The 13308-nt window shown below is 56.3% G+C and carries 12 protein-coding genes; 6 read left to right on the plus strand and 6 right to left on the minus strand.

The window, feature by feature from the left end:
* Positions 1–235: 235 nt before the first annotated feature.
* The 5 genes from K0H80_RS03500 to K0H80_RS03520 all read left to right on the plus strand — a co-directional run bounded on the left by K0H80_RS03500 (position 236) and on the right by K0H80_RS03520 (position 4944).
* Positions 236–1066: a hypothetical protein gene (locus tag K0H80_RS03500; protein ID WP_220073110.1), complete on the plus strand. Its 831-nt coding sequence runs from the start codon at positions 236–238 to the stop codon at positions 1064–1066.
* A gap of 164 nt (positions 1067–1230) precedes the next feature.
* Positions 1231–2310, plus strand: coding sequence for an endonuclease/exonuclease/phosphatase family protein (locus K0H80_RS03505; protein WP_220073111.1), 1080 nt, complete (start codon positions 1231–1233; stop codon positions 2308–2310).
* 189 nt (positions 2311–2499) lie between these two features.
* Positions 2500–3633 carry an AI-2E family transporter gene (locus K0H80_RS03510; protein ID WP_220073112.1) on the plus strand — a complete coding sequence of 378 codons (1134 nt, stop codon included), beginning with the start codon at positions 2500–2502 and terminating at the stop codon, positions 3631–3633.
* 4 nt (positions 3634–3637) lie between these two features.
* On the plus strand, positions 3638–4549 hold the full coding sequence (locus K0H80_RS03515; RefSeq protein WP_220073113.1) for a hypothetical protein: 912 nt from the start codon (positions 3638–3640) through the stop codon (positions 4547–4549).
* A 191-nt stretch (positions 4550–4740) separates the two neighbouring features.
* Positions 4741–4944, plus strand: coding sequence for a hypothetical protein (locus tag K0H80_RS03520; RefSeq protein ID WP_220073114.1), 204 nt, complete (start codon positions 4741–4743; stop codon positions 4942–4944).
* Here K0H80_RS03520 and K0H80_RS03525 read toward each other — a convergent pair.
* The 4 genes from K0H80_RS03525 to rihA form a co-directional block, all read right to left on the minus strand.
* Positions 4941–5882 carry a DMT family transporter gene (locus K0H80_RS03525; RefSeq protein WP_220073115.1) on the minus strand — a complete coding sequence of 314 codons (942 nt, stop codon included), beginning with the start codon at positions 5880–5882 and terminating at the stop codon, positions 4941–4943. The genes K0H80_RS03520 and K0H80_RS03525 overlap by 4 nt on opposite strands.
* 182 nt (positions 5883–6064) lie before the next feature.
* Complete coding sequence (locus tag K0H80_RS03530) at positions 6065–6280, minus strand: ribosome alternative rescue factor ArfA (protein WP_220044274.1); 216 nt, start codon at positions 6278–6280, stop codon at positions 6065–6067.
* A 226-nt stretch (positions 6281–6506) separates the two neighbouring features.
* Positions 6507–7421 (minus strand): ribokinase, encoded by a 915-nt coding sequence (rbsK, locus tag K0H80_RS03535; protein WP_220073116.1) that lies wholly within the window; start codon positions 7419–7421, stop codon positions 6507–6509.
* A 43-nt stretch (positions 7422–7464) separates the two neighbouring features.
* Positions 7465–8472: a pyrimidine-specific ribonucleoside hydrolase RihA gene (gene rihA, locus K0H80_RS03540; protein ID WP_011864503.1), complete on the minus strand. Its 1008-nt coding sequence runs from the start codon at positions 8470–8472 to the stop codon at positions 7465–7467.
* 628 nt (positions 8473–9100) lie between these two features.
* Between rihA and K0H80_RS03545 the strand changes: the two genes are divergently transcribed.
* Entirely contained in the window at positions 9101–10483 is a 1383-nt protein-coding gene (locus tag K0H80_RS03545; protein ID WP_144199540.1) for a Na+/H+ antiporter NhaC family protein, read from the plus strand.
* A gap of 134 nt (positions 10484–10617) precedes the next feature.
* Here K0H80_RS03545 and nhaD read toward each other — a convergent pair whose 3' ends face one another.
* Entirely contained in the window at positions 10618–12093 is a 1476-nt protein-coding gene (gene nhaD, locus K0H80_RS03550) for a sodium:proton antiporter NhaD (protein WP_220073117.1), read from the minus strand.
* A gap of 306 nt (positions 12094–12399) precedes the next feature.
* On the minus strand, positions 12400–13260 hold the full coding sequence (locus tag K0H80_RS03555; RefSeq protein ID WP_220073118.1) for a pirin family protein: 861 nt from the start codon (positions 13258–13260) through the stop codon (positions 12400–12402).
* Between the last annotated feature and the right edge of the window lie 48 nt (positions 13261–13308).

Below are 13308 nucleotides of genomic sequence, written 5' to 3' on the forward strand. Positions count from 1 at the left end.
GATAAAAACAGAGGAAAGTCACATATACTTTCAAAAAAATATTGATAATAGGCGGTCACCAGTCTGCAGAGGCCATTATGATCGTCTAGGCATAACCCTTAGCGATTGCTCAACGGATAGCAGTCGCATAAGTGAAGCTAATTACCTGACAAAAAAGATGATTTATGCTTAACTTTCAGAGCTGTCATCTTGAGTCGAGCGCTCCGCCCGACTCGCCTACGCCGGAGAAGAAAACATGGCTTTTCGAATCGATTCATCCATCATCGCCTGGCCCCTGATGGGGGCATTGTTGAGTGCGCCCGCCATGGCCCTGGACTGGCGCCTGGGCATAGGCGGACACGACTACTATGTGGATGAGGCCGACTCCCACACCTTAGGCGCTGGGGTGAGTATTGCCCTGACCCATCTTACCGAGAGTGAGATCAAGCTTACCGGCGAGCTGAATATCTTCGTGGATCATGATGTGGACGAGCTCGACCCCGACCATATTCCCGTCTGGTTTAGCTCTTACTACAGTGCCAGTGGCGACCTCTTCTCGCTATCCCAGTACTCTCGTCTCTTTTGGGACATAAGCCTGGGGGGCAAGCGTAATACCGTCAGCTCGGTGGAGAAACAGGTTAGGCTGTTTCCGGCCCTGGGTTATGGCTACCAGAGAGAGGGGTTTCAGGCCGATATTAAGCTGGGAGGCGGTTACTACTTCCTTGAGATCGACGACGATGTGCCGCGCATGCGTGGCTATGACAGGGAAGATTTCCAGAATAAGACCGGCGCCTACACGCTGGCCGCGGCGACCCTGTTTGCCTTGGGCAAAGATTTCGATCTGAGCCTGGCGGCGCAGCAGTGGCACGATGGTAGCGACTGGCTGGAGAACCAGTTGGAGGCGCGTCTCAGCTATGATGCCGACCATTGGTCATCTAAGAGTCAGCTCGTCTTCAGCGTGAAATATAACGAGTATAATCTGGACCCCTATGCCAGGGTGCCCGTGGACTCGCCGGACTTTCTGCCGATCTTGCCTTGGAACAAAGATCTCTTCGTCAGAGTCTATTTCGACATGCCCTGGGGTTAAGCCTGGCTGCGCGTGAGACAGGAGAGATGCTAGCGGCAGGGCTTGTCTACTCATGATGGCTTTGCCGCGAGTAAGGGCCTTGCCGTTAGTATAGGTTTGGCCGTTAGTATAGGTTTGGTCGCTAGTATAGATTTGGCAGTTAGTAGAGGCGTAGAGGAGGGGACGTGACCCAAACGTCAGCAGCGGCGGGCCAAATACGGATCGCCAGTTTCAATCTGTACAACTTCATCGCGCCGCCTGACGCCTACTACGATTTTAACAACATCTACACTCAGGCCCAGTGGCAGCAGAAATGTGACTGGATAAGGCGCTATCTGGCGAGCCATGACCCCTGCGTCATCGGCTTTCAGGAGGTGTTTTCGATAGAAGCATTGCAAGCCCTGCTGGCCGAGGCGGGTTATCCCTATTTTGTTACCGTCGACACGCCCGAGGTCAGCGACGACTTCATCTATCGCCACCCAGTGCTGGCCCTGGCCAGCAAGTACCCCATCCTTAGTTATGAGCCATGCGACATAGATCAGACGGTCGCCAGCCTCATGGGTATTGCCCCCGGCTTTCAATACAGCCGCCTGCCCTTGAGGGCGACCATAGCGCTGCCGCATCTTGGCCCCTGCGACTGTTATCTGGTGCATTTTAAGTCCAAGCGGGCTCAGTTTGAGCCCGAGCAGGCAATGACCCCAGACTCCGGGAGCGAACCTGCCGCAACGGGGGCTCAGAGCGATAGCCTGACCATTGAGAAGAGTGAAGCCCTGTTTGCCATCGAGGCGGCGGCCAAGTGGGCTTCTTCGCTGATACGCGGCAGTGAGGCGAGCCTGCTGCGAGTCGCCATCGCCAGGCGCCGTATCGATACCCGCTACCCAGTGATCCTGATGGGCGACTTTAACGATAGCCTGGCCGGTGGCGTGCTGTCGGCCCTGGTGAGTGAGGATAGTCGCCTGCTTGGGGTCTTGGGTGAGGAGGCGTTTCAGGACTATCGCCTGCAGGATGCCTACCTGCTTCATGAGCGCTCCGAGTACAGCCCTACCTCGGTGGCGCGGGCCCCGACCCACTATCATCTTAATCGCGGCGAGGTGATCGACTATATCCTGCTCTCCAACGAGTTCGATCCTCATAATCATCAGTGTCTGGCACAGGTGAGTCAGTATCACACCTATGATAGCCACCTGATCAATCCGCAATATGATCGCGACAGCCACAGCACAGATCACGCCCCCGTGATGGTCAGCCTCAAGATCAGGGAATAGGGCGAGGTCCAAAGAGGCAAAATGTGGGCTATATTCTTGTTTTACTTGTGGGATTAATTAACACTATCGGCTATATTTTGCTCAGACTAGGTGGTGAGGCCTAAAGCAAAGATTCTAGTTTAGCGTTTAACGCTTTGGGCCTTAGTCGGGTTATCGGTACGCACTTACACACGCTGGGAAGGGAAAGTTATGGACAATGAAGCCAAGGCGCAGCAGCGCAAAGAGTTTATCGGTAATATGACGGAGTCGGCGATTCGCATCGGCCTACTCGCCATCTTAGTGATCTGGACCTACGACATAGTGCGGCCCTTTATCGTACCGGCCCTGTGGGGCGCCATCATCGCAGTTGCCCTAATGCCGTTAACCCACAGGCTGGAGCGCATGTTAAAGGGTCGTCGTGGCCTGGCTGCGACCCTTATCGCTCTGGTGGGGATCGCCCTATTGGTGACCCCTTTCGTGGTAGTCTCGGGCTCCATCTTTGAGGGGATCTCCAACACCCTTAAGGTGCTGCAGAGCGGCGAGATCCACCTGCCAGAGCCGACCCAGCGGGTGGCGGAAATTCCCATCATAGGCGAGCGCCTGTTTGAGGTGTGGCATAACATCGCCAGCAACCTGGAGAAGGCGATATTGCACTTCCTGCCGGAGATCAAGGCGGGCTTCTCGGCCTTGGCCGGGGTGATAGGCAGTAGCCTGGCCACCCTGGTGATGTTTATCATCTCGCTGCTGATCGCCGCCGGCTTCATGGCGAACTCAGAGCAGTGCGCCGCAGCCATGAGTAAAGTGGCGGTGCGGGCGGTAGGTCCCAATGCCCACGCCTGGACCAGTTTGACAGCCGCCACCATCCGCAGTGTGCTCCTCGGGGTGGTCGGTGTCGCCTTCATCCAGGCCATGCTGATCGGCTCTGCTTTGTTTGTCTTCGGCCTGCCCGCCGCCGGACTGCTCACCCTGGTGGCCCTGTTCCTGGGGATCGCCCAGCTGCCGGCGCTGATCATAGTGTTGCCCCTGATTGGCTATGCCTACTCCTCCATGGAGGGTACCTCGGCAACCATCTTCAGCGTGTGGATCTTCCTCGGCGGTATCTCGGACAATATCCTCAAGCCTATGTTGATGGGCCGGGGCGTGGATGTGCCCATGCCAGTGATACTGATAGGTGCCATCGGCGGCATGCTGTTTGCCGGGATCATCGGCCTCTTCCTGGGCGCCGTGGTGCTGGCCATCTGGTATGAACTCTTCATCGCCTGGCTAAATGGCGGTGAGCCCGAGGCGGTGTTGGCTCAGGCGGAAGCGCCTGAGTCACTGCGCGACGCCGAGACGGCGGAGTAGGTCTATGCTGGATGCCGTCTGCCGGGTCGAGGGCCAGGCCGAGAAAACCTATTCGGTATTTACTTTTCAGCGCCTCAGCGAGCAAGAGATAGAGGCGCTGCGCCAGCAGCTCTATTGCCCCGTGTGTGACGGCAAGGCCTATTTTCGCAAGGCCTCGCGGGACGGCAAGGCCGCCTGTTTCGGCTCTCGCTATCATCAGGTGGACTGCAGCGAGTTTAATCCCTCGGCCAGTCGCAAACAGGAGGAGCAAGATGCCCTGGAGGTGAATCAGCAGCTGCTGGAGAGTGACGCCCTGAAGATAGACTTCAGCATGCCGCTCAGGCGTAAGAGTCAACCAGCGCAGCAGGCTCAGACCAGACAAGCTCAGGCCGAACAAGCTCAGGCGGAAGGCGTGCAGAGCCCCAAGGGGAGTTATCTCGCTAACGCCGAGTCTAAAGCCGAAACTAAAACCGAATCTGAGTCCCAGCCGAAGGGCTCGCCAGAACCTAAGGTAGCCACCCAGGGGCTACAGAAACTTCTCCACAGTCTGTTGCGGGGCAGCGATCTGGCCAGCTCAGATCTCTGGGTCTATACCGACGACAAATATCGCTGGCGAGCCAAGAACCTGTTCGTCAACTTTGCCGATGCCGAGCCCAACGAGCGTCACGCCCCGCGCATGTATTGGGGCACCATCTCCCACGCCGACAAGGCGCTGCTCTGGCTCAATCCCGCCGACTGTAAGGATGTGGGCATCCCCATCGAGGAGGTGAAGGATGAGCTGTGTAAGAAATACGATATCCAGCAGCGGGAGGATCTCGAAGGGGCAGGCATCATTCTCTTCGGCAAATGCTTCTGGAACAAAGACAAGACCCGCAAGATCATCCAGCTGTGGAACAAGGACCTTAGTCGGCTGCATCTGGTGAAGGCCGAAGATTAGGAGGCGTTTTGCATTGCAAAGCGCATTTTCTTGACGCCGCCTGAGCTTCCCCCTCTGCTAAGCATCGTCAAATCATATTAACAACCCCTGCCGATTGAACCACTTGAGTGGCTTTCTCATGGATTGGTACGCCTTATGCTCAGCTAGGTTATCGAACCAGATACCTCAAGCATGAGGGTAAGGAGTCGGCGATGAGGTTATGCAATCAAGCTCCCCTGTTGGGATTTGTGGTCAACCGGACCCTGTATGCCAGCAGCGAGGCCTACCGGCAACGTATCGATTATATCTGCAAGTTAATGCGCCTGGCGGGCGCGGACAGGCGCCAGTCTGACAGGGGCCAGGCAGAAAAGGGCCACACCCGACGCGAGCGCCAGGCCTGCCTGATAAAGCGTTAGAGCTGTGAGGAGACCCTGGCCCGCCGCCGAGCCAGCAGGGTATCGCCCCACTGAAACAGGCCGAGCCCCGCCAGCACCAGGCCGGCACCTATCATCAGGGTCTGGGAGATCTGCTCATGATTCACCATTGCGCCCAGGGCCATGGCAAATACCGGGGTGATCAGTGTGACCAGGGCGACCGTGCTGGCATTGAGGTGCTGCAGAATATAGAAGTAGCCGATGAAGCCTATCAAGGAGCCGAAGATCCCCAGGTAGAAGATGGCGGCGATGGAGCGCGTCGACCAGGTCTCCACTGGCAGGCTGGCATCGAATATCAACCAGGCCAGGGCAAACAGGGGGGTCGAAAACAGCAAGGCGCCGACCGTGCTGGCGATGGGGTGAATCGCCAGTTCCACCGTCTTGATCAGCACGCCGCTGAGACTGAAGAGAAACACGGCAAAGAGGATCAACACCAGGCCAATCCAGGTATCGCTGCCCAGGGCGAGCTTGGCCGAACAGACCACGCCCAGGCCACAGAATGCCAGAATGAGCGCCATGATCCGCATGGGGCTGAATTTAGGTTCGTTTAGCAGCCGCTGTGCTAACAGGCCTGACACCAGCGGGGAGAGGCCGAACAGCAGCGACATGGTGCCCGAGGCCAGATAACGGGCGGCAAAATAGCTCAGCAACATGCCGCCCACTATGCCTATGGCCGAATAGGCGTAGAGCTTAAAGGCGGTGCGATGCCAGGGCAGGCGTATGCTGCTAAGGAGGATGATCAGGCTGCCAATGATTAGGGCGATCACCATGCGCGAGAGTACCGCCATGGTGGGATGTACCGTCTCGCTGCTCCAGACGATCCCCAGCGGAGTCGTCGACCAGATGAGCACCACGGCCAGAAACGAAACAGGCACCAGACGCGGCAGTTGAGCGGCGTCGGCTTGAGTAGGGGAAGACATGCTAGCGGGGCCCTGGTACAAAAATAAGCAAAGAGTGATAGAGGCGATTTTGACCCAGTTCGCACCGGAAAGCTATGGTCAAGTGTGGCCTTGAGAAAAATTTATGATGAATGGTTTATGGTAAAAGGCTAAAGGGGGATGACGGCCGAGTCGGATCTTTGGTATCGACTCATTTCTTGGTGTCAAACGCAGGGGCTTAATAAGTCAAAAGGGGCATTGCCCTTTAGCATATGCCCCTTTTGTTGTTGGCGTTTGTATGACCCTTTGCCTTTCTTGGGTTTCTCGACGCGCATCTTAAACAGTTCGCTGGTGACTATCGCCTTTAAGGCGTTGTCCTTGATGACGCCACGGCCGCTCTCGTGGGGAGCGTGCGCGTTACGGCGCGATTGTTTGCTCATGGTTTTTCCTCTTACTATCAGTATTAAACTATCTGTATTGTCGTGCCTGACTCTGTCAGGCGGCGCAAGATTACTTCTTGATTGCTTAAAAAGCAAACAGTATTTTATCACAGATTAGCAAATAATGTTTTAGTTTTTAATTCAGTAACTTATGCCTAACTGTATTGGGTGAAATAAGGTTGATCCCTGCCTCAAAGAAGAGGTCAAGGGTCAACCCCAAAGCTTGCTAGATATCCGCCAGTTCGTGGCGATAGGGGATAGCGCGCTGGGCACCGGCGCGGGTCACCGAGATGGCGGCGGCGCGGTGGGCAAAGGCGACCGCCTCCTCGACAGACTTGCCCTCGCCAAGAGCTACCATGAGGGCACCGTTGAAGGTATCGCCGGCGGCGACCGTGTCTACGGCTTTCACCTGAACGCCAGGGATCAGGGCGCAATAGTCCTTGGTGCTGAGCAGGGCGCCTTGCTTGCCCAGGGTAATGATCACCGTCTGCGGCCCGAATTGATGCAGCATCTGCGCCGCCATTCTGGCGCTCTGCTCATCGGTCACCTCTATGCCAGTGATGGCTTCGGCCTCTGTCTCGTTGGGGGTGATCACATCCACCAGGCGGAACAGATCTTTGCCGATCACCATGGCCGGTGCCGGGTTGAGTATGGTGGTCACACCGTTGGCCTTGGCGTGCTTTAAGGCATCCAGCACAGTCACCGCCGGGGTCTCTAGCTGCACCAACAGATAATCGGCCTTTTCGATCAGCTCAAGATGGGCCTTGAGCGCCTCGGGGGTCAGGGTCGCGTTGGCGCCGGCCGAAACGCCTATGATGTTCTCGCCTTTATCGGCGACGAAGATCATCGCTGTGCCCGTGGGTTGCTCGTCCGTGTAGGTGATGCCATCGGGCGCGATGCCATCTTGCTGCCAGGCCTGGGCCATTGCCTGACCTATGGCGTCCCGGCCCAGATGACAGATGAAGTCGACCCGGGTCTCGCCCTGGCTAAGGCGTGCGGCGGCCACCGCCTGATTAGCCCCCTTGCCGCCGTGTTCCAGCCTATAGCCGCGACTCATCAGCGTCTGTCCTGCGCTGGGCAGGTGTTCCAGGTTCATCACATGATCGGCATTGGCACTGCCGAGGATTAACAGTCTGGTCATAGTGTCCTCTCGCCTGAGGGGAGGGCGAACCCTCCCTGGGCTATTAATTATAGGCGCTGAGACAGTCGACAATCAGGTCGACGAAGCCTTGGCGATCTAAGTCGAACAGCACAGTGGCGTTAGCCGTCTTGCCGGTTAGCTGATAGCGATCCACTACAGTCATCCCTTGGGTATATTCCCCCTTGGTCTCGACGCCGACCCAGCATTCCTGGGCGGTGAACAGCTCAGGTTTTAGCAGCCAGGCGATGGTGCAGGGATCGTGCAGCGGCGCGCCGGTGAAGCCCCACTTAGGATCTCTGTGGTAGATCATGAAGAAGTCCAGCAGCTCGGCGACACACTGGGCCACTGGGTTGGGGATGGCGCGGATCCGCTCGATATCCTCATCCATGATCTGCGCCTCGTGGGTTACATCCAGGCCGCACATGGTGATAGGAATGCCCGATTTGAACACCATATCGGCAGCCTCTGGGTCGACGAAGATGTTGAACTCGGCGGCTGGGGTCCAGTTGCCAACCCCCGCGGCGCCGCCCATCAGCACGATACGCTCAACCTTGCTGTGCAGCTCGGGATAGTTGGCGATAAACAGGGCGATATTGGTGAGCGGCCCGGAGGGCACTAAGGTCACGGGCACTGCGCTCTGACGCACCTTCTCGGCCATCAGCTCAATGGCGTTTTGCGTTAGGGGATCAAAGCTGGGATCCGGCAGCTTAGGGCCGTCGAGGCCGCTCTCGCCGTGAACGTTGTCCGCGATAATCAGCTCTCTGGCCAGGGGCTTCACCGCGCCGCCGGCCACCGGCATGTCGGCGCGGTTGAGCAGGGTCAGGATGCGCAGGGCGTTGTTGAGCGTCTTGTCCGGCGTCTGGTTACCCGCGCTGGTGGTGACCGCCAACGGATTGAGGCGCTCGCTGCTCAGCGCCAGGATCAGGGAGATCGCATCGTCATGGCCTGGGTCGCAGTCGAGAATAATCGGGGTCGCCGAGGCGAGCGGGCGGATGGCTTTTGGAGAAGCGTTTGCTGCGTGAGAATGTGGGGCAGCGTTTGATTGGGTCATGGTCATGCTCCTTTGATTGACACCTGTGGCAGAGTAACACGCTTTAGGTGCGTGTCATCTTTGAGATGAAAATTTGTGATTAAGCAGACAAAGCATGTCTCTGGCCGCATGGATAAACTGAAACGGGCTCAGTGGCTTATCTATCTGCGGCTTATCGACATGCCAGCTTACCGAGTTGCTGACGATGGCATTAGCCGCTTATCGAGTTGCTGGCGAATGGGGTTAGCGGTTGATCGACCTTTTTGAGGGGCAATCCCGCCTTCGAAGATTAATTGAGCATGGCCTTATTAATTAAGCGCTTTCACTGCATAAGCTTAATTTTGAAGGTGTGCGAAATTAGCGCATTCTATTTTACTTATATTGTTGTTTATCAACGACTTGCGCTAATTGCGTTTGAGGCCGAAAAATTATTTATTGCCGGATAACTATTTCTGATTGACTCAGTCTCCAATGCAGATTATTTTGCGCCCGATGTTTTAGCTGGGGTACAAAAATAAAGGCATGGTTCGCTAAGGGCGAACGTCGTTATGTCCATAATAAAGCAGCAATTAAGCGTATAAACTTTGGGGTTTTACGCCGAGTAAAATGAGTTTGCCGTATCGGCTCAATTTTAGAAGGACCTTAAGCCATGTCTGACGCGACAGCCTTAAGTCTTATCCCACCTGTGGTGGTCTTGGTGTTAGCGGTTTGGCTACGCCGTCCAATCCTTTCGTTAATCATAGGTGCCTTAGTGGGTCTGGTCTTGTATCAACCCGATCAGGTGCTGAATAACTTCTCTGATATCTCGCTCTCTGTCATGGCCGATGAAACCATAGGTTGGTTGATTCTGGTGTGTGGCGGTTTTGGCGCCCTGATCGCCCTCTTGGTTAAGACGGGGGGCTCCATGGCCTTCGGTCGCCATGCGCTCAAGTATGCCAAGGGGCCTAAGTCATCTCTGCTGATGACCTTTATCCTGGGCGTGGTGATCTTTATCGACGACTACCTCAATGCCTTGACCGTGGGTTCAACCATGAAGTCGGTGACCGACAAGTTTAAGGTGTCGCGGGAGATGCTGGCCTATGTGGTGGACTCTACCGCCGCGCCCATCTGTGTGCTGGTGCCGCTATCGACCTGGGCCGTCTTCTTCGGCGGTTTGTTGGTGGACAACGGCGTGGCGGGCGAGGGCCAAGGGATCAGCGTCTATATGTCGGCCATTCCCTACATGCTCTACGCCTGGTTGGCGGTGGCCATGGTGCTGCTGGTGATCCTGGGTATAGTGCCTGCTTTCGGTCCGATGAAGAAGGCGCAGCTGGCGGCTTTGGCGGGTAAACCGGCCAAGGCGGTCGATGCCATTGACGAGGTGCAGACCTCGGATGATTACAGCGTCAAGGCGATCGAAGAGGAGTTTAAGCATGCCGATAACCTGGGCAAGCTGCATAACTTCATGGTGCCAATAATCTTGCTGGTGGGCTTTACCGTCTACTTCGATATCGACGTGCTCAAGGGGCTGATCGCAACGTTGGCGGTGACCCTGCCTTACTATGGCGTGCAGCGTCTGATGCCTCTGTCAGAGATGATGGAGCAGATGCTAGACGGCTTTAAGTCTATGCTGCCGGCCATAGGCACGGTTATCGCCGCCTTCGTGTTTAAGGATGTTTGCGACAAGCTGATGCTGCCGCAATATGTGATTGGTAACCTGAGCCCCTTCATGACCTCTCAGTGGCTGCCGGCCGTGGTCTTCCTGACCATGTCGATTCTGGCCTTCGCCACAGGATCTAGCTGGGGGATCTTCGCGGTGTCTATCCCTATCGTGATGCCACTGGCCCAGGCGGTGAACGCCGATATTCCTCTGGTGATCGGCGCCTTGCTGTCGGCCTCATCCTTCGGTAGTCAGGCCTGTTTCTATTCTGACTCTACCGTGCTGGCGGCCCAGGGCTCAGACTGTAACCTTGTGAGCCATGCGGTGACCCAGCTCCCCTACGCCCTGCTGGCGGCGGGACTGACCTTTATCGGTTTCCTTATCTTGGCTTAAGTCAGCAAGAGAGATGCAAGAGAAAGGGGCGTTGACTAGTCTAGTCAACGCCCCTTTTGATTAACCCATAGGGTGACTACAGGTAATCTAACTTTTTATTCCTTCACGCTACACGCTACATACGACACTCGGACTTAGAACAGCGAGCTGTTGAGCCAGAGATGCACCAAGATACTGGCGACATAGCCCAGGGCGATCACGGGTGTCCACTTGAGGTGGCTGGCGAAGGTGTAGATGCCGCGAGCCTGTCCCATCAGGGCCACACCGGCGGCGCTGCCGATAGAGAGCAGGCTACCGCCCACCCCTGCGGTCAGGGTCACCAACAGCCACTGGCCAAGAGCCATCTCTGGGTTCATGGTCAGCACGGCAAACATCACAGGGATGTTATCCACGATTGAGGAGAGTACACCCACGGCGATGTTGGCATAGGTGACGTCCCAATGGGTATACATGGCCTCGGACACTAGGCTGAGGTAACCCATGAAGCCCAGACCGCCTACGCAGAGTACCACGCCATAGAAGAAGAGCAGGGTATCCCACTCGGCGCGGGCGATGCGGCTGAACACATCGAAGGGCACCACGTTACCCAGCTGCTCCAGGCGCTTGAGGTTGTTGTCGCGCTCCGCCTGCTCTTTGGCCTTGAGCACCGCCTTGGGGAAGCTCTTACGCAGGTAGAAACCGAAGAACTGCAGGAAGCCGAGGCCCGTCATCATGCCTAGCACGGGTGGCAGACCCAGCACGCTGTGGGTGCAGACGGCGGTGGCTATGGTAAGCAGGAACAGGCCGACTATGCGTCTGGCGCCGCGTTTCATCATCACCTTCTCCTCTTCCGCTTCTTGCACCTGATTGACGATGAAGGCGCTCATAATCGCCGCCGGCACCAGGAAGTTAACCAAGGATGGGATGAAGAGGTCGACGAATTGCTCGAAATGCACCACGCCTTTTTGCCATACCATCAGGGTGGTGATATCGCCGAAGGGGCTGAAGGCACCGCCGGCGTTGGCTGCTACCACTATGTTGATACAGGCCAGGGCGATGAACTTCTTGTTGTCGCCGCCCACCTTCATCACCACGGCGCACATCAACAGGGCCGTGGTCAGGTTATCGGCGATGGGGGAGATGAAGAAGGCCATGAAGCCGGTGAGCCAGAAGACGGTGCGCTGACTAAAGCCCTTGCCCACCATCCAGGCCCGCAGGGCGTCAAACAGATTGCGCTCCTCCATGGCGTTAATATAGGTCATGGCAACCAGCAGGAAGAGCAGCAGCTCGGCATACTCTAGCAGGTTGTGCTTGAAGGCGGTCTCGGAGATTTCCGACATGCCATGCTGCACATAGATGTAACCTATGATGCCCCAGATCAAACCGGCGGCGACCAGCACTGGCTTGGATTTGCGCAGATGCAGCACCTCTTCACCCATCACCAGCAGATAGGCCAGGACGAAGATCACCACGGCGACATAGCCGGCGCCGGTGGCGGTGAGATCTAACAGCTGCCCATGGGCCTCGCCACTGCTGGCAAAGACAGCCGGGCTAAACAGTGCGGCCAAACATATAACTAAGCTTGCTAAGGTACTGGCAAGGTTGCCAAAGTGGGGCTTAAGGTTTCTCATTAAGTATTCTCTGTGTTAGGAATAGCTTAAAAATTACCACAGCTTTCCTGCTGTAAATTTTGATGCGCCTCAAGTTTATGTGTATTAGTTACGGCTAAGTCACATAAAATTGACAAAATTATGTATGAAAAATAAATATTTACCTACAAAGTGGTAATAAACCTATCATCAGAATTGTGACGATTGCGCGTTTTGCGTTGTTAGAAACTTAGCACAGGATCACGCTTTTGGCGCCTGCGGATGCTGCTGAATTTACATAAAAAAAGAGGACCCTAGGTCCTCTTTTTGTGTGATTTATCTCAGGCATCAGGCCTTGATGCTGCCGAATCGTCCCGCCTGATAGTCGGCGATTGCCTGCTGGATCTCCTGTTCGGTATTCATCACGAAGGGGCCCATGTGTACTATCTTCTCGCGAATGGGTTGACCGGCAAACAGCAGGGCACCGGCGCCTTGCTCGCCCGCCTTAAGCGCGATGAGCTGCTGGCTATCGACAACCAGGTATTGCCCCGCGCTATAGACCTTCTCCGGCGCCGTCTGGCTGACCATCTCTCCCTGATAGAGATAGAGGCCGACATATTCACGTTCATGCAGATCCAGCTGGGCCGAGCCATTTGACGCGAGCATGAGATCGGCAATCTTACCTTGACCAGCTAGCTGTTGAATCGGCGCCTCGATGGGATCGGTCCCCGTTAGCTGCCAGCTGCCGGCCAGGGCGCGCAGCTTGGCGCCGCTGTCGTTTTCGGTTTCGGGTAGTGGCTCATCTGTGCTGTCGCGATAGATGGCGGGACGCATCTTCTCCTTGGCGGGCATGTTGAGCCAGATCTGGAAGCCGTGCAGGCCATCCTGGGCGTCGGCCAGGGGCATCTCAGAGTGCACCACGCCGCTGCCGGTGCTCATCCACTGCACATCGCCTGCCTTGATCGCCTTGACGTTCCCCAGCTGATCCCTGTGCTCGAAGCCGCCCTTGCGGATATAGGTAAAGGTCTCTATGCCGCGGTGAGGGTGGGGCGGGAAGCCACCAATATAGTCGTTGGCGTCGTCTGACTTGATCTCGTCCAGCATCAGGAAGGGATCGAAGCGGGTATTCATAAAATCGGCCACACGGCGGATGTTGACGCCGTCGCCATCCATAGCCGGGCGGGCGGTAAATTGGCTGATCACTTTCATCTTTAGTACCTCTTGATTAGGAACCGCCTGGTGCTGCTTCAGTACTGC

Source organism: Shewanella aegiceratis, from assembly GCF_019457495.1.
Classification (GTDB): Bacteria; Pseudomonadota; Gammaproteobacteria; order Enterobacterales; family Shewanellaceae; genus Shewanella; species Shewanella loihica.

What these genes read in the sequence shown, in the direction of transcription:
- K0H80_RS03500 (WP_220073110.1), top strand. Translation starts at nt 236, where the DNA reads ATGGCTTTTCGAATCGATTCATCCATCATCGCCTGGCCCCTGATGGGG.
- K0H80_RS03510 (WP_220073112.1), top strand. Translation starts at nt 2,500, where the DNA reads ATGGACAATGAAGCCAAGGCGCAGCAGCGCAAAGAGTTTATCGGTAAT.
- K0H80_RS03515 (WP_220073113.1), top strand. Translation starts at nt 3,638, where the DNA reads ATGCTGGATGCCGTCTGCCGGGTCGAGGGCCAGGCCGAGAAAACCTAT.
- K0H80_RS03520 (WP_220073114.1), top strand. Translation starts at nt 4,741, where the DNA reads ATGAGGTTATGCAATCAAGCTCCCCTGTTGGGATTTGTGGTCAACCGG.
- K0H80_RS03525 (WP_220073115.1), bottom strand. Translation starts at nt 5,882, where the DNA reads ATGTCTTCCCCTACTCAAGCCGACGCCGCTCAACTGCCGCGTCTGGTG.
- K0H80_RS03530 (WP_220044274.1), bottom strand. Translation starts at nt 6,280, where the DNA reads ATGAGCAAACAATCGCGCCGTAACGCGCACGCTCCCCACGAGAGCGGC.
- rbsK (WP_220073116.1), bottom strand. Translation starts at nt 7,421, where the DNA reads ATGACCAGACTGTTAATCCTCGGCAGTGCCAATGCCGATCATGTGATG.
- rihA (WP_011864503.1), bottom strand. Translation starts at nt 8,472, where the DNA reads ATGACCCAATCAAACGCTGCCCCACATTCTCACGCAGCAAACGCTTCT.
- K0H80_RS03545 (WP_144199540.1), top strand. Translation starts at nt 9,101, where the DNA reads ATGTCTGACGCGACAGCCTTAAGTCTTATCCCACCTGTGGTGGTCTTG.
- nhaD (WP_220073117.1), bottom strand. Translation starts at nt 12,093, where the DNA reads ATGAGAAACCTTAAGCCCCACTTTGGCAACCTTGCCAGTACCTTAGCA.
- K0H80_RS03555 (WP_220073118.1), bottom strand. Translation starts at nt 13,260, where the DNA reads ATGAAAGTGATCAGCCAATTTACCGCCCGCCCGGCTATGGATGGCGAC.